Source organism: Yersinia nurmii (assembly GCF_001112925.1).
GTDB classification, from domain to species: domain Bacteria; phylum Pseudomonadota; class Gammaproteobacteria; order Enterobacterales; family Enterobacteriaceae; genus Yersinia; species Yersinia nurmii.
On record NZ_CPYD01000005.1, the window covers coordinates 97793 to 118886 of the forward strand.

Here is a 21094-nt window from a genome sequence, read left to right on the forward strand (position 1 = left end):
AAAAAGTTTACATAAATACCCAATACACTGCCGCTGCCACTACAAAACGGTAAATAGCGAAAGGCACAAACGAGATTCGCTTAATCAATGACAGGAAGGTTTTGATAGCAATCAGCGCCACCACGAATGCCGTAGCAAAACCAACGGCAAACATCGGTAAATCGCCTAATGTCAGGAAGTGTAGGCTCTTATACAAATCCAACCCACTGGCACCCAGCATCATAGGTACGGCCAGAATAAACGAAAATTCAGATGCAGCATAACGGCTCACGCCGGTCAGCATACCGCCAGAAATGGTCGCCCCAGAGCGGGAGAAGCCCGGCCACAGCGCTAAACACTGGAAGCAGCCAATCATAAATGCCTGACGGTACGTGATATCGTCCAGACCAACCGCTTTAGGGTTTTTAGGTTTCAACCATTCCGCCGCCAGCAGCAGTAGGCCGCCGACCACTAAGGCGTACATCACACTTTGAGGCTGAAACAGTGACTTTATCGCATCGTGGAATACCAGACCCAAGACGACCGCCGGAATCATGGCCAATAATATGTGCCCAAGCGTTAAATGACCGCCGGTCTGGCCATCGTTAGCCACTTTCTTACCGCCAAAGTGGATACCGATCAGGCCGAACAATCTGCGCCAGAACACCACGACCACGGCCAGAATCGAACCTAACTGAATGATAACTTCGAAAGTTTCAGCTTTCTCACCGGTAAAGCCCAAGAGATGGCCCACGATGATCATATGCCCGGTTGATGATACTGGTAGAAACTCGGTTAAACCTTCGACCACGCCCAGAATAAATGCTACAAACAGCGAATACATATCCGTCATCTACGCTACCCATACCCAATAAGAGAAAACCACAAAAAAACGGCAATGTTATAGAAAAACACTGCCGTTTAAATTCTATTAAATTGAAAACATCAACCGCCGTAATATGACCAGCTTATCAATAGATGGTTTCATTTTTATGGCACTTTGTCGCCAGAAAAATCAGCAGGTTCGCTCACCGCGTTCAATTATTACGCCGACATTGCGAGCTTCTGCCACTGCGCCTGGTTTGCTGACTTTGATTCTCACCCAGGGAGAAGCAAAACGCTGCAATAATATTTCGGCAACTTCTTCTGCCACTCGCTCAACCAGCGCAAAACGCTGCCCCGCGACGTGTTTCAAGATAGCATCGCTGATATCAGCATAGCTTAAACAATCGCTTACATCGTCACTGGCGGCCGCTTTGCGATTATTCCATCCCATTTCGATATCGAACACTAACTTCTGTTTAATAGTCTGTTCCCAGTCATAAACACCGATGGTGGTAATCACGCTGAGTTCTTCAATAAATACGATGTCCATCACGTCATTCTCTGTTTTTGTGCCTACCGGATATCACTTCCAGCCGAATATGCGTATTATCCACTGATGTTGCGATTAAAACGACCATTATTAAACGGGGCGGCGTTATGAGTGCTATCGCGCTTGGTATGATTCTCTTCGCGTATTTGTGTGGCTCAATTTCCAGCGCGATTCTGGTGTGTCGAATCGCTAAATTACCCGATCCTCGTGTAAACGGTTCAGGGAATCCCGGAGCGACCAACGTATTACGCATCGGCGGCCGCACTGCGGCGGCGGCAGTATTAGTGTTTGATGTGATAAAAGGTATGCTGCCGGTATGGATCGCTTATCTTCTGCATGTTTCCCCTCTTTACCTTGGAATTACTGCTATCGCCGCCTGTTTGGGCCATATCTATCCGGTATTCTTTAATTTCCGCGGTGGCAAGGGCGTAGCGACGGCTTTTGGTGCTATCGCCCCCATCGGCTGGGATCTCACGGGTTTAATGACCGGAACTTGGCTGCTAACAGTACTGTTGAGCGGTTATTCCTCATTAGGTGCGATTGTCAGCGCCCTGATAGCCCCATTTTATGTCTGGTGGTTTAAACCACAGTTTACCTTCCCGGTCGCCATGCTTTCCTGCCTGATACTGATGCGTCACCACGATAATATTCAGCGTTTATGGCGCGGTCAGGAAAGTAAAATTTGGGACAAGCTGAAGAAGAAAAGACAGAAGACCGCTGCCGAAGAAGCAGAAGAGCAGGAATTGGATGACTGATTGAGCGCGCGTCCACTCCCGTAACTCCGTTCTGATGACAGAGCGAGAGCGAAGCACAGCGCTAAGGATTGAAAAGCGGAGTGGACTAAAATCCATGAGCATTTTCAATGGCTGCGGCATCACAGCCGCAGTCCTGCTCAAACTTTCGGAAGTTCAGCCAACGGCCAACGCGGCCTCACAGACACCGTCAACTCGCTATTCACGCCAGTTTTCAGCCTGATCATGCCCGCATAAGCGATCATCGCGCCATTATCGGTGCAAAATTCAGGACGAGCGTAGAACACTTCGCCACCACGTTTTTGCATCATTTCGGCTAATTTACGACGCAATGTGGTGTTGGCGCTCACCCCTCCGGCAATAACTAAACGTTTGAAACCGGTTTGATCCAGCGCCCGTCTACATTTGATTGCCAATGTATCCACGACCGCATCTTCAAAGGCGCGAGCAATATCGGCGCGAGTCTGATCGTCATTGCCGTTGGCGCGAATGGTATTGGCGGCAAAGGTTTTCAGGCCGGAAAAGCTAAAATCCAGCCCTGGGCGGTCAGTCATTGGCCGAGGGAACGTGAAGCGGGAAGTCTCGCCTTGTTGGGCCATACGTGACAGCATCGGCCCGCCGGGATAATCCAGCCCTAACAACTTTGCGGTTTTATCGAAAGCTTCACCGGCCGCATCATCAACGGATTCACCAAGCAGTTGGTATTCGCCAATGCCGGTCACGCTGATTAATTGTGTATGACCGCCGGAAACCAGCAAAGCGACAAAAGGAAACTCAGGCGCGTTTTCTTCTAGCATAGGCGCCAACAGGTGGCCTTCCATATGATGAACCGGCACCGCAGGCACATTCCAGGCAAAAGCCAGCGCGCGGCCAATGGTGGCACCAACCAGCAAAGCACCGACCAACCCCGGCCCGGCGGTATAGGCTACGCCGTCAATATCCTCCGGTTTCAGATTGGCTTCTTTTAAAGCAGCCTGAATCAGCGGTACGGTTTTCCGCACGTGATCACGCGAGGCCAGTTCAGGAACTACGCCGCCGTAATCTGCGTGTAATTTGACCTGACTGTATAATTGATTGGCTAACAGACCGGTTTCATCGTCATAAACTGCAATTCCGGTTTCATCGCAGGATGTTTCTATACCCAAGACTCGCATTACATTTCCCATCATTCACGTGCGGCGGACAGTTTACCACAACCATGGGGACAGTCATGGTTTCTGCTATTTACTGTTTATTTAGTTTTTCAGAAAAAAATCATTTCCCTGTGCAATGACCTGATTTCTCTGCGGAAGGACGCCAGAATGTTGTTGAGTCTCACTATAATTGAAAAAATTGTTGATTCGTTCGACCCGAACCGCTGTTTAGTATATAATCAGCCCCCGCCGCACTTCTGACAATAAAACAGTGGTCGGTCAAACAGGGGCGTGCCTGTTTCAATTTGCTGTGGTGCTTTACAACGCAGCATCCATTGAAGTAAAATTCCGCACCATTTTGAGAAGGCTGGCACTTGGCCAGCAGAAACCGATTTCTATTGAGGTGAGAGGCACATGCCGGTAATTAAAGTACGTGAAAACGAGCCATTCGACGTAGCTCTTCGTCGTTTCAAACGTTCCTGCGAAAAAGCAGGTGTTTTAGCTGAAGTTCGTCGTCGTGAGTTCTATGAAAAACCGACTACCGAACGTAAACGCGCTAAAGCTTCTGCTGTAAAACGTCACGCGAAGAAATTGGCTCGCGAAAACGCACGCCGCACTCGTCTGTATTAATTCTTCGGGGGCAGCCCCGCAGCGTGATTTGTTAGTTTCTAAAAACGCGCAGACCGAGTAGTTGCAACGAAGGCCGTGCTTTCCGAAAGGAATGCGCGGCTTATTCTCGTTTATGGACTAGCGAATAGGGGCTTATGGCTGGACGAATTCCGCGGGTATTTATCAATGACTTGCTGGCTAGAACCGACATCGTCGATCTTATCGATGCTCGGGTAAAGCTGAAGAAGCAAGGCAAAAATTATCACGCGTGTTGTCCGTTCCATCATGAGAAAACACCCTCATTCACCGTTAATGGCGAAAAGCAGTTTTATCACTGTTTTGGCTGTGGTGCCCACGGCAACGCGGTAGATTTTCTGATGAATTACGATCGACTGGAGTTTGTCGAAAGTATCGAAGAATTAGCTACCATGCACGGGCTGGAAGTGCCTTACGAGGCAGGAACCGGCAGCACGCAGATCGAACGTCATCAACGACAAAGTCTTTATCAATTGATGGATCAGCTTAGCGCTTTCTATCAGCAATCACTCAATAGCCCATCAGCTAAACAGGCACGTGGTTATCTCGAGCACCGCGGTTTGAGTGAAGATATTATCCACCATTTCGCCATTGGTTTTGCTCCCGCAGGTTGGGACAATGCCTTAAAACGCTTTGGTCGTGATGCCGAAAGTCGTACCGCACTGAACGATGCCGGTATGCTGGTGACTAATGATACAGGGCGAACTTACGACCGTTTCCGTGAACGCGTTATGTTCCCAATTCGCGATAAGCGCGGGCGGGTAATCGCTTTTGGTGGTCGTATTCTGGGGGACGGTGTTCCCAAGTACCTCAACTCACCGGAAACAGAAATTTTTCATAAGGGCCGCCAGTTATACGGCTTGTATGAAGCACAGGTTATTCATCCCAATCCAACGCGTTTACTCGTGGTGGAGGGTTATATGGATGTGGTGGCGTTAGCGCAATTCGGCATTGATTATGCCGTTGCCTCACTTGGAACCTCAACGACGGCTGAACATATTCAGCTGCTGTTCCGCGCCACCGACCAGGTTATTTGCTGTTATGACGGCGACCGGGCTGGCCGAGATGCCGCCTGGCGGGCATTGGAAACCGCGTTGCCCTATTTGAACGATGGCCGTCAGCTACGTTTTATGTTTTTACCCGACGGAGAAGATCCCGATACGCTGGTGCGTAAAGAAGGTAAAGAGGCGTTCGAACAACGGATGGAGCAGGCGCAGCCGCTATCAACCTTCTTGTTCGAAACGCTCATGCCGCAGGTCGATTTGAGCAGCCCCGATGGACGAGCCAAATTAAGTACCTTGGCGCTGCCTTTAATCAGCCAGGTGCCGGGAGAAACGCTGCGGCTTTATCTGCGCCAGCAGTTAGGTAATAAATTAGGCATTCTGGATGACAGTCAGCTGGATAAGCTGATGCCTAAACAGGCTGAGAACACGAATACCTACCAACCGCCCCAGCTAAAACGCACAACCATGCGTATACTTATAGGGCTACTGGTACAAAACCCGCAACTGGCTACACTTATTCCCTCACTACAGGGAGTTGAGCAGGCGAAACTGGCTGGATTACCGCTATTTATTGAGTTGGTAAATACCTGTTTGGCTCAGCCGGGGCTGACGACCGGCCAATTGCTGGAACAGTATCGTGATAATAAATTCAGTCAACAGCTTGAAACCTTGGCAACTTGGAACCACATGATTGCTGAGGAGATGGTCGAGCCGACCTTTGTCGATACGCTGGCGAGTCTGTATGACTCAATTTTGGAACAGCGTCAGGAAACATTGATTGCCCGCGATCGAACACATGGATTAAACGCCGAAGAACGTAAAGAGCTTTGGTCTTTGAATCTTGCGTTAGCCAAGAAAAAATGAACTACCCAACGGCTTAATTGCCGATAAATGCGGGGGCGAATCCCTGCAATATGCCGCCATAGCGGGCAGCGGCGAAAAAAAAAGCCCCAAATGCTATTGTTGGCGGTTTCGCCGACCGACACCAACCCAAATACTCTGAAGTGTGGATACCGTCTTATGGAGCAAAACCCGCAGTCACAGCTGAAGCTACTTGTCACCCGTGGTAAGGAGCAAGGCTATCTGACCTATGCTGAGGTCAATGACCATCTGCCGGAAGATATCGTCGATTCCGATCAGATCGAAGACATCATCCAGATGATTAATGACATGGGTATACAGGTGCTGGAAGAAGCACCTGATGCCGATGATTTAATGCTGGCCGAAAACACCAATGATACCGACGATGACGCGGCTGAAGCTGCTGCACAGGTGTTGTCCAGTGTCGAATCCGAAATTGGTCGTACGACCGATCCGGTCCGCATGTATATGCGTGAAATGGGTACCGTTGAGCTTCTGACCCGTGAAGGCGAGATTGATATTGCCAAACGTATCGAAGACGGTATCAATCAGGTGCAATGTTCTGTTGCAGAATATCCTGAAGCTATTACTTATCTGTTGGAACAATACGATCGCGTTGAAGCTGGCGAAGCCCGCCTGTCCGACCTGATCACCGGCTTTGTTGACCCGAATGCCGAAGAAGATATTGCACCAACCGCTACCCACGTAGGTTCAGAATTGTCCGCCGAAGAGATGGACGATGATGACGAAGAAGATGAAGACGAAGACGACGACAGCGAAGACGATAACAGCATCGATCCGGAACTGGCGCGTCAGAAATTCAGCGACCTGCGTGAACAATACGAAAACGCACGGAAAGAAATCAAGAAAAATGGCCGTAGCCATGCCAGCGCTGCCGCTGAGATTCTGAAACTTTCTGAAGTTTTCAAACAGTTCCGCCTGGTGCCTAAGCAGTTTGACTATCTGGTCAACAACATGCGTACCATGATGGATCGCGTTCGTACTCAAGAACGTATCATCATGAAGCTGTGCGTTGAACAGTGCAAAATGCCGAAGAAAAACTTCGTCACACTGTTTGCCAGCAACGAAACCAGCGATACCTGGTTTGCAGCGGCAGTCGCAATGGGTAAACCATGGTCTGAAAAACTGAAAGACGTAGCGGAAGATGTCCAACGTAGCCTGCAAAAACTGCGTCAGATCGAAGAAGAAACCGGCCTGACCATCGAGCAAGTGAAAGATATCAACCGTCGTATGTCTATCGGCGAAGCGAAAGCTCGTCGTGCGAAGAAAGAAATGGTCGAGGCGAACTTGCGTCTGGTTATTTCTATCGCTAAGAAATACACCAACCGTGGCCTGCAATTCCTTGATTTAATTCAGGAAGGCAACATCGGTTTGATGAAAGCGGTAGATAAGTTTGAATACCGTCGTGGTTATAAGTTCTCGACTTATGCTACTTGGTGGATTCGTCAGGCCATTACCCGTTCCATCGCTGACCAGGCGCGCACCATCCGTATTCCGGTGCATATGATTGAGACAATTAACAAACTCAACCGTATCTCCCGTCAGATGTTGCAGGAAATGGGTCGTGAGCCTACCCCGGAAGAATTAGCAGAACGGATGCTGATGCCGGAAGACAAGATCCGCAAAGTACTGAAGATCGCGAAAGAGCCGATCTCAATGGAAACGCCAATTGGTGATGATGAAGATTCACATCTGGGCGATTTCATCGAAGATACTACGCTGGAGCTGCCGCTGGATTCTGCTACCTCAGAGAGCCTGCGTTCCGCGACTCACGACGTGTTGGCTGGCCTGACCGCTCGTGAAGCGAAAGTTCTGCGTATGCGTTTTGGTATCGATATGAACACCGACCATACTTTGGAAGAAGTGGGTAAACAGTTCGACGTAACCCGTGAACGTATTCGTCAGATCGAAGCAAAAGCGCTGCGTAAACTGCGCCACCCAAGCCGTTCAGAAGTTCTGCGTAGCTTCCTTGACGATTAATCGTCAGCGCGCTTGAGTCAAAAAACCCCGGCTAACCGGGGTTTTTCTTTATCTATTCAGCATCAACTTTCACCGGATTTTTCGATCAGCCGGAAATAAACCTGCCGATAGGCAGCGACTAGCTCGTCCAACGTCGCACGATTCAATCCGCTGGGATTAGGCAATACCCAAACCTCAGTATTACCGATCTTTAGCTCCTGACGCCCCCACTGCATTTTACGTACACCAAAAGCGCTGCTAAAGGCCTGCTTACCTAAAACGGCCAGAACCTGAGGTTGGTATAGGGTTATTTTATCAATCAGCTCCTGCGCGCCCTGACGCAATTCTGCCGCAGATAACTCCGCTGCCGCTACCGTGGGGCGTTCTACCAGCGCGGTAATGCCACAGTCGGTATCCAGTAGCTCTAATTCATCCTCAGGAGCCAACTGGCGTTTAGTGAACCCAGCCAAATGGATGACTTTCCAAAAGCGATTGCTCTTATTGGCAAAGTGAAAACCGCGATTGGCGCTGCTCAGCCCCGGATTAATACCGCAAAACACCACTTTCAACCGTGGTCGCAGAATATCTGTAATCATAGGCACTCCAGAATGAATTCATATCCCATCACTCATTCTATCAACAAATACAACTATCTATATTTGCACATAAAACACGCACATAGCTCGCTAACTGTAGACCTATGGCTAAAAACTACCGTATAATCGCCGCCACATATGGCCCCTTAGCTCAGTTGGTTAGAGCACGCGACTCATAATCGCTTGGTCACTGGTTCAAGTCCAGTAGGGGCCACCAAATTTTAGCTGTTAAATCAGTACATTAAGCCACTTTTAACGAGGTGGCTTTTTTGTATCTGGTAATCAGTGTCGCAAAAGTGTCGCACCGTATCTTCACGTCTACGGCTTCAAAGCTAGGTAACCTATCAAAAACGTATGTTGTTTTTTGTAATTACTGTGGGGTAAATATGGATCGGAAAATTCCTCAACCACTAATTGCTACTGTGGCTGAACATATATCTTCACTAGAAACACACGCCAGCTTAGATAACTTATTTATGTATGCGGATTCGCCCGGTGAGGTGCCAGATGGATCTAAGCACGTCAAAGCACTTGCATGGATTAGAAGAATAAATAAAGAGTGTAAAGACCCACTATCTATCCTTGGAAAACTAATCGAAGGATATATGGAGTCTTCAAATCCAATTGCTACTCCGTCACCATATAGTGATTTTTTATCAGAAGATTGTAGTGGCACAGTAAATTTGGTCACCTCAACATAAAACAGGTGACTTAATGAACAAGAAAACTCAGCGTACTTTCACCCCTGAGTTCAAGCTGGAATGCGCACAGCTGATTGTTGATAAGGGCTACTCATATCGACAAGCCAGTGAGGCGATGAATGTCGGCTCTACCACGCTTGAGTCCTGGGTACGCCAGCTCAGGTGAGAGCGTCAGGGGATTACACCCTCAGCAACCCCCATTACTGCAGAGCAGCAACGTATCCGCGGACTGGAAAAGCAGGTTCGCCGCCTGGAGGAACAAAATACGATATTAAAAAAGGCTACCGTGCTCTTGATGTCAGACTCACTGAACGCTTCACGATAGTTGCCAGACTGAGTGACAGCCACACGGTTGTTAGCCTTTGCTCCGCTCTGGAAATACACCGCAGCAGTTACCGGTACTGGCGAAAACGACGCGATACTGTCAACCCGGCACGAGTCAGGCTGTACAGCGAAATACGCCGGGCGTGGAACCAGAGCCGGGGCTCAGCAGGCACACGCACTCTGGCGGGAATGCTGATCCAGAAAGGCGTTCCGATGAGCCGTTACCGTGCCGGGCGGCTGATGAAATATCTGAACCTGAGCAGTTGTCAGCCCGGAAAACATCAGTACAGAAATGCCCGTCAGGAGCATACCTGCCTGCCGAATCTGCTCGAGCGTCAGTTCGCTGTACCGGAGCCAGACCGGGTATGGTGTGGAGATATTACGTATATCTGGGCAGGAAATCGCTGGTGTTATCTGGCGGTTGTTATGGATCTTTTTGCCCGTAGGGTTATCGGCTGGAGTCTATCAGCGCATGCCGATACCGCACTGATAAGCAGTGCCCTGCGGATGGCCTATGAAACGCGTTGTCAACCGCGTGATGTCATGTTCCATAGCGACCAGGGAAGCCAATATACAGGTCTTAAATATCAACAAGTTCTCTGGTGTTACAGGATAAAGCAAAGCGTCAGTCGGCGGGGGAACTGCTGGGATAACAGTCCCATGGAACGCTTCTTCCGTAGTCTGAAAACAGAGTGGGTGCCGACGAATGGTTACGCGGGGAAGCATGAGGCCCAGCGACAAATTGGCGGTTATATCCTGAATGACTACAATAGCGTCAGACCTCATCATTACAACGGGGGGCTAACGCCGGAAGAATCAGAGAACAGATACCGTTCTTACTGTAAAACCGTGGCCAATATTACTTGACCACTACATTACGACCCACAGTTATTTTTATTAAAGAAATATTTAAATATACAGTTATTACATTTGTAATGATGCATTGTTAATGCTTAAGTTATATAAACATTAAAGGTAAGTGTGTTTTATTTATGTGTTATTAAAATTTCTTATTTATAGATATCATTTAGCAATACAGCCAAATAAATTTATAGTGTCAATAATTTTGACATAAAGTATAATACTATCGCTGGAATGAGCAGAGTCACTTATCCAAATTGATGGTCCAAGTCGTAATTTAAAATTAATATGACACACCCATTTTTTACTTAACATCAGTAAGTATATTTTAGAATAAATAAGGAAATGCAATGTCAAGTTTAATTTATCTCTCTATAAAAGGAAAAGTACAAGGTCTGATCTCCGCAGGATGCAACACAAAGGAGTCAATAGGAAATAAATTTCAAGATGCACATAAAGATGAAATTCTCATATACAATTTTCAGCATATGATAACTAGGCAAGATAATACTAATCATCAACCTGTTATTATTGTAAAGCCAATAGATAAATCATCACCATTACTTGCTAAATGTATAACTAATAATGAAGAATTTGATTGTGCATTTAGTTTTTATCGTACAAATGAATCTGGAGGTATTGAACTTTATTATAAAGTAAAACTTGGTCGTGCAACATTAGCAAGTTTAAAAACCGATTTCCCTCACTCTCTGAATAATAACAATATGACCCCTCAAGAAATTTTATCCATTAAATATAAGGATATATCATGGGCGAATATTGCTTGTTCAACCGAGTCATATAGTATCTGGGATGAAAGGGTATATTAGTGGACAGTTCAAAAGATGTTGCTAAGGATATGGTTTCTGTTATCAGTGAGGAGGCTAGTGGCGGTGGGTGGTTAGTTGGGCTTACTCATGGCCTAGTCGACTTACCCGTCGATTTTTTCTATTTGGGGTATGATTTTTTAGATACGGAACATCGATATCAAAATGATAATGATAAATATAGGTTTGCAGAATTAATTAAATCTGGATTGGCCAACAGAGAGTCTATAGAAAAAATATTAAGATTGGTTTTGGGACAATATTTTGATAAACTGGATAGTCATCAGAAGAAAAAAATACTCGAAACTAAAGTAGCTAAACTTGTTGGTGGGATGATAACTAAGAATATATTATTAGGTGATATTGGTGCGATTCTTGCCTCGAGATTGGCATTTAAGATGGCGAGCGGTTTCGTAATGACTTCTATTCTAGGTTTGGGGGCGATGGTTTCAAGAGCTATTTATACTTCAAGAGCGTTAATGGAGAAATCGCCTAAAATATATTGGGAATTACGAAAGGAAGGTAACCTTGATCTTTTGTATTTTTTGGTTGAAAATTCTACAGAACCATTTGTTAGGGCTTTAGTTTTTTATGACTCAGATAAAGCGTTTTTTGATGATGTGTTTGAAGAATTTATCATAGCTCTGGAGAAGTGATGATTAACTTAATACTTAAAATATTCCCTATGATTTTTCATGGTGTTGGGCAGGCATTTTTTGGCGGTGGAATTATAATGTTTGTTTATTTTATTTTCTTTTCAAACTCAGATAGCAAATTTATTTATGCGGGTATATCTGTAATCTGTCTTATTGCTTCATTTGGGATTTATTTTATTGGAGATAAAATCAGCGATAGATTATTCTGGAGAGAAAAAGATAAACTCTTAAAATATAATAAAAACCCATTTAACAAGTAATGAATATTGGCCTTTCGACCTTATAGCGATGGCTACAGTAATATCGCGGGGAAACCCCAACTGTCTGCGCTATAACACCTGAACGTCGTGGATATAGAAACTCGAAAAGCAGGTATGATAGTTGCTAAGCGACAATGACCTATTAAGAATAGGTTTCTGTAGATTTAATCTGTCAACGCAACACTCTTTTCAATTATCTGTTTTGGTGTTTTGAATTTTAATGTTTTCCTCGGCCGATCATTGAGCTCATCTACGATTTGATTGAACCCCTGTAATGGTCTAATCATTCCGGACACTTTGTTAGAGATATAATGAGCAACACTAACGAGGTGAGAATGCGAAAAAAATCATTTACTCATGAGTTTAAACAAGAGTGCGTCAATCTGGTTCTTCAGCATAAGTACCCGGTGACCCAGGCTGTTGAAACAATGAATATTGGCCTTTCAACCTTTCAACGCTGGCTACGGCAGTATCGCGGAGAGATCCGCGGAAACACACCGATAGCCAGTGCAATAACACCGGAACAACGGCGAATACAAGAACTTGAAAAGCAGGTACGGCAGTTGCAGAACGACAATGACCTGTTAAAAAAGGCTTCGGCCTTCTTCGCCATGGAAATGAACAACGACAAAAAGTCGCGGTGAAACTGAAGAAGGTCGGTGCAAATATCCAACAGGTATGCCGCTGTTTATCGCTCACGCGCAGCGTGTTTTATGTCCGTAGTCGTCGGCTAATGATCAAGCCCGATGTTCTGATGTTGCACGCGGCGGCTAAGCATGTTCACGCTGAAATGGATGCCACATATGGCAGCCGGCGCATGTGCATCAAGTTACGGGAACAAGGTTTTAACGTGGGCAGATACCGCGTTCGGCAGATAATGAAAAACTTATTACTGGTAGCTAAACGGCCTAGCCGTCATCGCTATCCACGTGGTGGTAAATCCGCGGTCGTTGCCGCTAATCTATTGAATCAGCAGTATAATCCAGAGACATTGAATACCTGGTGGTCAGGTGACATTACCTATCTGCGTTCCGCTCAGGGCTGGTTATATCTGGTTATCGTGATGGACTTATGTTCAAGAAAAATAGTGAGTTGGGCCTTCTCAGACAAACCGGACAGCGACTTGACCGTCCGGGCCTTAAGGCTGGGCCTTAACACCAAGCCTACCTGTGCCACGTTGAGCGCTGTTGCTCCACACGTAGTACGCCGTGCTTTTGCTCTTCAGTCCACGTATAGCAGTCTCGGTAAGATTAGCGGCCATAAATCTACCTTTATAAGGATGAGCGTTACCTGACCCGATGCCTATTTCTGGTCAGGTAACGGGTCAGGTAAGGATAGTACAATGGGGAAATGAGAGAACCAATCAGAAACAAAAATAACTTCATAACTGATTGATTATAGACAATTAAAAACACAAACCGAGACAATAGCGAACAATTGAAAACATGCCAATTTTATGACTCACAATCGCTTGGTCACTGGTTCAAGTCCAGTAGGGGCCACCAAATTTTAGCTGTTAAATCAGTACATTAAGCCACTCCTCGAGAGTGGATTTTTGTTTTTCAGAACCTTAATGCCCAAAGTGTCGCCCGCCACCAGACCTGCGGTTCGCGACGACAGTTTGGCGTTTTACCTATTAACCGGCAATCTCTGGTTTTCGCAATTTAGTCTTTCAGGCCTATCTCGCTCGTTACGAACTTTCCGCGCGGTAGCACTTCTCATACAGTTTGCCCTGGACGTAATACCAGAGTTCATTATCCGAGATAACTTGTATTGCCTCCGGCTGCCCGCTCCCTAACACGTGGTAATAGATGCTGCCATCTTCTTGTTTGGCATAGAAAATTTCGTGTCCCGGACGCTGTAGCGATAACAGGTTGGCGTCCCTCTTCATCTCAAGGTGCTCAACCTTACTGTCAAACATCTGGTTTTCGCATACATAATCACTAGCCGATGCCTGGAAAATACATAACGACATTGCAGCCATACCCAACTTCCACAACATTATATTTCTCCCTAACGCGGATAGACTTCCTGAGATAAAAGCTATCATAATGATAAAAAAGAATAACCTAAACGAGAGCTTTAATATAAACACTCAAATTGAATAATACACTTTGCTTATATCTCATCAGCCAAACACCCTTAATTCAGAATGTTTCCCATTTTTTGTCCTATATTTATACGTGATATTAATCTGGTAAATGGGACCCTGTGTTTGGGAGATAATATGAAAAAGAAAATCTTGGTTGTTGTCACCAGCGTTGAGAAATACCCTACTCTTGAGCGCGCAACCGGCCTGTGGCTTGGTGAAGCAGTGCATTTTGTGAAAAAACTGCAAAATGCTGGCTATGAAATTGACTATGTCAGCCCAAAAGGCGGCTACACGCCGATTGACCCTCACAGCCTGAGCATGGCAGATAAAACCGATTGGGAGTGGTATCAAAACAAGGACTTTATGAATAAGCTTGGCGCAACGCTGAAGCCAGAAGAAATTAAACCGGAAGATTATGACGTTATTTATTATGCTGGCGGTCACGGCGTCGTATGGGACTTCCCGGATAATAAACCGCTGCAAGAGATCAGCCGTAAAATATATGAAAATGGCGGCATAGTATCGTCAGTATGTCACGGTGCCGTTGGCCTGCTGAATATTAAACTCTCGGACGGTTCGCTGCTGATTAAAGATAAAACCGTCACCGGCTTCAGTAATGAAGAAGAAAAGCTGGCCGAGCTGGATAAATATGTCCCTTATTTGACCGAAACTGAAATGGTTAAACGCGGTGCTCAGTACAAGAAAGCAGACAAAGCATGGGACGCATTCGCCGTAGCTGATCGTCGGGTGATAACCGGTCAGAATCCAGCTTCTGGCGGCGCGGTTGCCGATGAAGTATTGAAAGCTCTCGGCAACTAAGGTCAGATCGAGCGGCTTGATCCGCCGTGATAATAAGCCACTCTCTGCGAGTGGCTTATTAGTTTCTATCCACTATCCCATGGCCTCAACATCATCAACTCTGGCTCATCCCAATGAAATTAAAAGCAAAAAACCCGCTTACGCGGGCTTATGAATAATGACATCACTTTGGATAATTAACTTTTACAGTCGTTAATCCGTACATCGTTTTTATAGATACAGTTCGAAACCAGTTTACCTTCTTCATTCCAGACCTGCGAAGCGCCCTCCTGCTTACCAGCAACATAATTTGTCACCATTTCTTTTTTGCCATCCGCATACCAGCGTTTTATGGCACCGTTTAACTCACCGTCTTTATAAGGTTTTTCTTCTTTCAACTGGCCGTTGGGATGCCACTGTTTCAGCACGCCAACCTCTTTATGATCGTTATCCCACTGCCATTGCAGCGTTTGCACGCCCTCTTCATTCCATTGACCCAAGCTACGCTGGGCGCCTTTAACGAAAAAGTCTTTGCTTTCAACCTTACCATTTGGGTAATAGCTGATAGACCAGCCTTCCAGCTTGCCGTCTGCGAATACCTGTTCATTACGTAAGGTGCCATCTTCGTAATAGCTTTTCGTCGGCCCATGCGGCTGCCCTTTTACATAGGGGCTGCTGCTGCGTACTTTTCCATTCGGGTAATATTCCAGATTAGTGCCGTCAAAAACGCCGCCGCGATAGCTAAATTTGGCGGATAACTGACCCTTTTCGTCATAGCTCTCATCAATACCATCAACCGGTTTATCATTATGGAAAGTGCTGGATGTCGCTTTGCGCCCGTTCTCATGATAAAGAGTGGTTAAACCTTCACGTAAGCCATTGGCATCTAAGCTGCTGTCTACACTGACTTTGCCATTGCTGAAGTAGGTTTTATAGGGATGAACCATTTTGCCGGAAGCAAAATCTTCCGCATCAATATAACCTTCAACGTGCAGTTTCCCGGTGTTGGCGTCGTAGACTTCCATTTTCCAGGCCTTCAGCTTTTGGTCATAAGGCATTGGCATTTTTTGAACATACTGAGCGTCAGCTTCTCTTACCGGCTCCAGTTCTTCACTCAGATAAAGCATGCCTTTAGTGACCGCTTTCGGAGCAAACTCCGGACAAGTTTGAGCGTTGCAATCGTCAGCGCCATGTACCATGGCTACGCTGCCCTGACAGTCAGCCAAAAACATCAGCATTGGAGTTTGATCGTCCATCAACTCTTTGAGCTTACCCGCAACTGAGCCAAATTCTTTGGCTGGCGCGCCAATAGACTCCGGCGTGATGTAGGCAATATTGTTTCCGCAGGCGTGCTTGGAAGACAGCGTTAAACGCAGCGCCGGGCCGCTGTAATCCATACTTGCCGGTAATTTCGCGTTGGCCTCCATGCCAACAATAATCGCAGGATGGTGAGTTTCCAAACGCGCAGCCGCTGGCCACATTAATGCGATGCTCAGTGCCGATCCCACGCAAAGATTCCAGTGTTTCATTGACTTTCAGTTCCCTCTAAGGTGCCGTTTACGGCTAATTTAAGTGCCAACTTGCTGGCATATCGAACGCAATGTCCGAGGTACTTTCAGCAGCGCTACACGGGCTGCTAATTTTAATAGTGCTATTCGTTGTCGATATTCATATGACCAATCAATGCCAAATAGCCAAAGAATAGAGTGCAATAATATGACTTATTTATGATTGCGATGCAGTAACGCACGAATTGCCAACGTGCCATGCACCGTGAGCATTCCCAGCGCAATGAGTGCCAGCCAGAACGCACCTATTACTTGCCAGAGCTGCTCTTCGGGCTGGACCAATACCACAGGAACAGCGTCTTTTGATAAGCCGGTAGCGCCAATAAAGGACACCTTATGCTCACCGGCGCTACTTGCCTGCGAACGGAAAAAGGCCAGAGTTGGCAACCAGCCCCCCACTTTCTCAGGTGGTTGTACTAACTGGTCTTCCCGATTCAATCCCACAATTTTTACCGCATGTTCACTGGGAACAAAGGCCGCGACCTGTTTACGCAGCACCGGGCGCATATAAATCCCCATCGCATCCGCACTTTGATCCAACATTTCAACTTTATGGTTGCTGGAGAAAGCCGCTGGCTGCTCAAACGCCCCCAGCTCTGCCATTGCCAGTAGGTCATACCAATCGTCGGACTCAGTGCCGTAAGCGTCGTTAATACTGATTCTCAGGCGATCTTTCATATAGTTACAATCAACGTTGGTACAAGCAGTGTTAATCATTGCCAACGCCTGAGGAATATTTGCCATAAAACCATAATGGGTATCATCAACATAGAGTGCGCCGGTCGCCAGACGCGCTACGGTCTCATCCAACGGAATGATGGGTAACCGGTGCGGAACATCCCAAATTAGGCGGCTACAGTCGGCATAGACTTCGTGGTACGGCTTTTGTGAGCGAGTTTCATCGGTGACGTTAATGGTATCCGGTAGAATCATTTCGCAGCGCGCAGTCCCTTCCACCGTAACCAACTCTCCCGGCGGCAACTGAGCGTCCCGTAAAGCCGTAGAAGAAGTAAAATGAACCGGTTCGCTACCTGCAAGTTGGTGATAACCCAGTGCAATTCTAGCTAAAGGCGCTCGCCATTCGCTCCACGCTACCCCTAACACCAGCAACGCCACAATCATGATAGAAATATGATGACGCCAGAACATTGGCCTAACGTTATTCATTCCCTGATCGATAGCCCGACCATTGAAACGTAAAACGGTAAAATCTTCGGTACTGAGATGAACCTCAACCTCACCGGCAGGCGCCGTTATAGCCCCCCAGGACTCAGGGAATACCAGCAGCAGATTGTCTCCCAGCCATAGCAAACCATCCTGCTCATACACTTTCCCACGCATGATGTTCACTGCGCCGGGAAGGCTACGACGACGCAACAGCAAGAAATACCCGAGCGGCAAAAGGAACGCAGCAGCCCCCCACCAGACCCTGACCCACTCGGTGGTCAATGTGCTGGCGAGTAATGCTCCTAAACCAAGTAGAATCAGGAACGTAGGAAAAATGCGCCAGCCGGAACCTTTGCGCAGAATAAATTCACTTTCAGTTTCTTTTCGCTGCCTGATTAGCTTGATTGGCTCGCTGGCAGAATCCTCTGCAATCGGTCCCGGCGTACCCTTGGCCCAGTTCTCCCGCACGGTTTCAGCGCCGATAAGACGCTCCAGCCCCTCTTCAAACCTGAAACTGTTGTTGAGGGAAAGAACTAACCCAAGGTTGCCGATAAAAATCACTTCCGCCCGATTATGGGGCTGTAGAAACGCATCTGAGTCAAAAGGTAAATACACCTCAACGCCACCCAGAGTTTCATGCTTTACCTGCCCGCCGCCGCTCAAACCGTGGCTGAAATACTCACCTTCGATAATCCGCACTTCATGATTATTCAGATCAGACAGATTTGGTGGCTTGCGAAATGGGTCCAATAGCAGCAGCTTATCCGTTACCGGGCCGAAAGTTATCTCTATCGCGGCGAGCTCCGCGCTAGTCAGGCTGCGCACTACAGGAAGTTGTCGAGCCTGTCGTAGTTTAAGGCGATCGCGAAAACGTCTACCGCCGTAGATCAGAACAGAAATAAGGGAAATAACGCAGATAACCAACGGCAAAAACTCGTTAAAACTCATAATCCTTGACGACTCCAGCTTCCATGCTCGATAAAATGTTATCGGCTACGCGGAAAAATCTAAAACCGGTATCGGCGCATTACCGAAACACTTGAACCTTTTCTATCAATGGATAGAGAGGAAATATTCTGTAAGCTGCTATTTTAACCGACACATTTATTTACACTGCGCATACTATCAGTTCCTGACAATACCGAAAGTTATCCTTTTCTTTGGAACCAACCTTTATTCCTTATTTTTTATAAGGATAAATGAGTCTTTTCAGCCCCACCTGCGCTTTCGCCACCTTTATGTTCAAAAAAACGATAATCCGCGGCAGGCTTTAAAACCGCATATTCATGACGGCTATCACATTCGCTACAGAGAAATTTCCCAAGCCAGACCACAGCGTCTAGATTGAAATAAAAATCTCATCCGACCACTTGCCCGATAAGCTGCGAGGAAGGGAAATAATAATAACGATTTGGTGGTATCTGATATGACCAAAGCACCCGATGGAGACTGCAATGATCGCTTATCCCAACCTGCTCGCCCCGCTAGACCTCGGCTTTACTACACTAAAAAATCGCGTTCTGATGGGCTCTATGCATACCGGGCTGGAAGAACTACCCGAAGGCCCCGAACGTATGGCTCGATTTTATGCCGAGCGGGCGGCTGCCGGCGTTGGCCTAATCGTGACCGGCGGTATCGCGCCCAATAAAAAAGGAGTGGTTTATCAAGGCGGTTCGACGCTAAGCGATGAAGATCAGGTGGCTCATCATCAAATTGTCACCGATGCCGTCCATCAGGCCGGAGGGAAAATAGCGCTGCAAATTCTTCACGCAGGACGCTATAGCTACCAAAAACAGCCCGTAGCCCCTTCCGCTCTGCAAGCGCCAATAAATCCTTTTTCACCTCAGGCACTGACTACGGAAGAAATTGAACAGACCATCGCGGATTTTGCTCGCTGCGCGCGGTTGGCTCAGCAGGCGGGCTATGATGGCGTTGAAATCATGGGCTCAGAAGGTTATCTGATTAATCAGTTCCTTGCCGCTCGCACCAATCAGCGTACCGATGAATGGGGGGGAAGTTTCGAAAAACGAATGCGTTTTGCCGTGGAAATTGTGCAGGCAGTGCGTCAGGTAACCGGTGAGAAATTTATTCTGATCTATCGGTTATCCATGCTGGATCTGGTAGATGAAGGCTCAGACTGGCATGAAATAGAACGACTGGCACTGGCCATTGAACAAGCCGGAGCCACTCTGATTAACACCGGTATTGGCTGGCATGAAGCCCGAATTCCGACCATCGCTACCATGGTGCCACGCGCCGGATTTAGCTGGGTAACGCGCAAGTTAATGGGCAAAGTCACGATCCCATTGATCACCACCAATCGCATTAACGATCCGGCGGTCGCCGAAAAAGTGCTGACCGACGGCTGCGCCGATATGGTTTCCATGGCACGCCCTTTCCTCGCCGATCCGGAATTTGTCCGAAAAGCGGCAGAAAACCGAGCGGACGAAATCAATACCTGTATCGGCTGTAATCAGGCCTGTTTGGATCAGATATTTGAAGGTAAGCTGACTTCTTGTCTGGTGAATCCTCGCGCCTGCCGCGAAAGCGAGATGCCGATACAAGCGACACCAATACCCAAGCGTCTGGCCGTTATTGGCTCTGGCCCTGCCGGTCTGGCTTTTGCGACCACCGCAGCCAGCCGCGGGCATCAGGTGACCTTATTTGACGCTGCCGACCGCATCGGTGGGCAATTCAATATCGCCCGACAGATTCCTGGTAAAGAAGAATTTAACGAAACTTTGCGCTATTTCCGGCGACAGCTTGAAATTCAAAGCGTGAATACGATGCTAGGAAAGCATATTCAGGCTGAGGAATTGGCTGAGTTTGACGAGGTTATTCTGGCCTGTGGCATTGTGCCGCGCCTACCCGCGATTGAGGGAATCGATCACCCGAAGGTTCTTACCTATCTCGATGTATTGCGTGATAAAAAACCGGTTGGTCAACGAGTGGCTATTATCGGCGCTGGCGGTATCGGCTTTGATACGGCGGAATACCTCAGTCAATCTGGGGAATCGACCAGCCTGAACAGTGAAGCTTTCAACGCCGAATGGGGAATTGACCAAAGCTTGAATCACCGCGGAGGGTTAGCCCCTCAAGGCCCTGAACTATCGCCTTCTCCACGCCAAATTTTCCTGTTGCAACGTAAAACGAGCAAAGTGGGCGAGGGATTGGGAAAAACCACCGGTTGGATTCACCGCACCAGCCTGACCATGCGTGGCGTAAAAATGCTGAATGGCGTGAGCTATGACCGAATTGATGATGAAGGTTTACACATGACCCGCGGCGAGCAATCGACCTGTCTGCCGGTGGATAACGTGATTATTTGTGCCGGACAGGAGCCACGCAGAGAGCTGTATCAGCCACTGCTGGATATGGGGAAAAAGGTGCATTTAATCGGTGGAGCAGACGTGGCTGCCGAGTTGGATGCCCGGCGCGCCATCGATCAAGGCACGCGATTGGCTTTAGCTATCTGAAATTGCGGATCAAAAAGGGGAGCCTGAGCTCCCCTCTGC

At 47.4% G+C, this 21094-nt stretch carries 18 protein-coding genes, 1 tRNA gene and 4 pseudogenes; 14 read left to right on the forward strand and 9 right to left on the reverse strand.

The window, feature by feature from the left end:
* Positions 1–7: 7 nt before the first annotated feature.
* Positions 8–832: an undecaprenyl-diphosphate phosphatase gene (bacA, locus tag AD970_RS08055; RefSeq protein WP_049597795.1), complete on the reverse strand. Its 825-nt coding sequence runs from the start codon at positions 830–832 to the stop codon at positions 8–10.
* A gap of 162 nt (positions 833–994) precedes the next feature.
* Entirely contained in the window at positions 995–1354 is a 360-nt protein-coding gene (gene folB / locus AD970_RS08060) for a bifunctional dihydroneopterin aldolase/7,8-dihydroneopterin epimerase (protein ID WP_049597796.1), read from the reverse strand.
* Between the two features lie 107 nt (positions 1355–1461).
* On the opposite strand from folB, the gene plsY reads away from it, so the two are divergent.
* Positions 1462–2109: a glycerol-3-phosphate 1-O-acyltransferase PlsY gene (gene plsY, locus AD970_RS08065; protein ID WP_049597797.1), complete on the forward strand. Its 648-nt coding sequence runs from the start codon at positions 1462–1464 to the stop codon at positions 2107–2109.
* Between the two features lie 137 nt (positions 2110–2246).
* Here plsY and tsaD read toward each other — a convergent pair whose 3' ends face one another.
* Entirely contained in the window at positions 2247–3260 is a 1014-nt protein-coding gene (gene tsaD / locus AD970_RS08070) for a tRNA (adenosine(37)-N6)-threonylcarbamoyltransferase complex transferase subunit TsaD (RefSeq protein ID WP_049597798.1), read from the reverse strand.
* A gap of 393 nt (positions 3261–3653) precedes the next feature.
* Here tsaD and rpsU point away from each other — a divergent pair, with 393 nt between their 5' ends.
* From rpsU to rpoD, 3 genes are all read left to right on the forward strand, one after another.
* Positions 3654–3869, forward strand: a complete 216-nt coding sequence (gene rpsU, locus AD970_RS08075) for a 30S ribosomal protein S21 (protein ID WP_001144069.1) — start codon at positions 3654–3656, stop codon at positions 3867–3869.
* A 134-nt stretch (positions 3870–4003) separates the two neighbouring features.
* Positions 4004–5752: a DNA primase gene (gene dnaG, locus AD970_RS08080; protein ID WP_049597799.1), complete on the forward strand. Its 1749-nt coding sequence runs from the start codon at positions 4004–4006 to the stop codon at positions 5750–5752.
* 156 nt (positions 5753–5908) lie between these two features.
* The gene (gene rpoD / locus AD970_RS08085) at positions 5909–7750 is read left to right on the forward strand and encodes an RNA polymerase sigma factor RpoD (protein WP_049597800.1); all 1842 of its coding nucleotides are present in this window, start codon (positions 5909–5911) and stop codon (positions 7748–7750) included.
* 62 nt (positions 7751–7812) lie between these two features.
* Here rpoD and mug read toward each other — a convergent pair whose 3' ends face one another.
* Entirely contained in the window at positions 7813–8325 is a 513-nt protein-coding gene (gene mug / locus AD970_RS08090; RefSeq protein ID WP_049597801.1) for a G/U mismatch-specific DNA glycosylase, read from the reverse strand.
* Between the two features lie 140 nt (positions 8326–8465).
* Here mug and AD970_RS08095 point away from each other — a divergent pair.
* The 6 genes and pseudogenes from AD970_RS08095 to AD970_RS08120 all read left to right on the forward strand — a co-directional run bounded on the left by AD970_RS08095 (position 8466) and on the right by AD970_RS08120 (position 11954).
* A tRNA-Ile gene (locus AD970_RS08095) sits at positions 8466–8542 on the forward strand.
* A 169-nt stretch (positions 8543–8711) separates the two neighbouring features.
* Complete coding sequence (locus AD970_RS18785; protein WP_235786921.1) at positions 8712–9026, forward strand: hypothetical protein; 315 nt, start codon at positions 8712–8714, stop codon at positions 9024–9026.
* A gap of 13 nt (positions 9027–9039) precedes the next feature.
* Positions 9040–10217: pseudogene (locus AD970_RS19590) on the forward strand (IS3 family transposase).
* A gap of 344 nt (positions 10218–10561) precedes the next feature.
* On the forward strand, positions 10562–11041 hold the full coding sequence (locus AD970_RS08110) for an Hcp family type VI secretion system effector (protein WP_049597803.1): 480 nt from the start codon (positions 10562–10564) through the stop codon (positions 11039–11041).
* The gene (locus tag AD970_RS08115) at positions 11041–11694 is read left to right on the forward strand and encodes a hypothetical protein (RefSeq protein ID WP_049597804.1); all 654 of its coding nucleotides are present in this window, start codon (positions 11041–11043) and stop codon (positions 11692–11694) included. Before AD970_RS08110 ends, AD970_RS08115 begins: the two co-directional genes overlap by 1 nt.
* The gene (locus AD970_RS08120; protein ID WP_049597805.1) at positions 11694–11954 is read left to right on the forward strand and encodes a hypothetical protein; all 261 of its coding nucleotides are present in this window, start codon (positions 11694–11696) and stop codon (positions 11952–11954) included. Before AD970_RS08115 ends, AD970_RS08120 begins: the two co-directional genes overlap by 1 nt.
* 164 nt (positions 11955–12118) lie before the next feature.
* Here AD970_RS08120 and AD970_RS20095 read toward each other — a convergent pair.
* Positions 12119–12199 (reverse strand): annotated as a pseudogene (locus AD970_RS20095) (hypothetical protein); the annotation flags it as partial.
* Between the two features lie 90 nt (positions 12200–12289).
* Between AD970_RS20095 and AD970_RS08125 the strand changes: the two are divergent.
* Together AD970_RS08125 and AD970_RS20100 are read left to right on the forward strand one after the other, a co-directional pair.
* Positions 12290–12598 carry a transposase gene (locus AD970_RS08125; protein ID WP_049597806.1) on the forward strand — a complete coding sequence of 103 codons (309 nt, stop codon included), beginning with the start codon at positions 12290–12292 and terminating at the stop codon, positions 12596–12598.
* 110 nt (positions 12599–12708) lie between these two features.
* Positions 12709–13038, forward strand: a pseudogene (locus AD970_RS20100) (IS3 family transposase); the annotation flags it as partial.
* A gap of 60 nt (positions 13039–13098) precedes the next feature.
* Here AD970_RS20100 and AD970_RS19830 read toward each other — a convergent pair.
* Both AD970_RS19830 and AD970_RS08135 read right to left on the reverse strand, forming a co-directional pair.
* Positions 13099–13215: pseudogene (locus AD970_RS19830) on the reverse strand (Arm DNA-binding domain-containing protein); the annotation flags it as partial.
* 429 nt (positions 13216–13644) lie between these two features.
* Entirely contained in the window at positions 13645–13956 is a 312-nt protein-coding gene (locus AD970_RS08135) for a hypothetical protein (protein ID WP_049597807.1), read from the reverse strand.
* A 225-nt stretch (positions 13957–14181) separates the two neighbouring features.
* On the opposite strand from AD970_RS08135, the gene AD970_RS08140 reads away from it, so the two are divergent.
* The gene (locus tag AD970_RS08140; RefSeq protein WP_049597808.1) at positions 14182–14865 is read left to right on the forward strand and encodes a type 1 glutamine amidotransferase domain-containing protein; all 684 of its coding nucleotides are present in this window, start codon (positions 14182–14184) and stop codon (positions 14863–14865) included.
* A gap of 176 nt (positions 14866–15041) precedes the next feature.
* Here the strand turns inward: AD970_RS08140 and AD970_RS08145 are convergent, their stop codons facing one another.
* Positions 15042–16373 carry a toxin-antitoxin system YwqK family antitoxin gene (locus AD970_RS08145; protein ID WP_072080621.1) on the reverse strand — a complete coding sequence of 444 codons (1332 nt, stop codon included), beginning with the start codon at positions 16371–16373 and terminating at the stop codon, positions 15042–15044.
* Between the two features lie 192 nt (positions 16374–16565).
* Positions 16566–18527: an IgaA/UmoB family intracellular growth attenuator gene (locus tag AD970_RS08150; protein WP_049597811.1), complete on the reverse strand. Its 1962-nt coding sequence runs from the start codon at positions 18525–18527 to the stop codon at positions 16566–16568.
* Positions 18528–19033: 506 nt separating this feature from the next.
* Here AD970_RS08150 and AD970_RS08155 point away from each other — a divergent pair.
* Positions 19034–21055, forward strand: coding sequence for an NADPH-dependent 2,4-dienoyl-CoA reductase (locus AD970_RS08155; RefSeq protein ID WP_049597812.1), 2022 nt, complete (start codon positions 19034–19036; stop codon positions 21053–21055).
* Positions 21056–21094 lie beyond the last annotated feature (39 nt).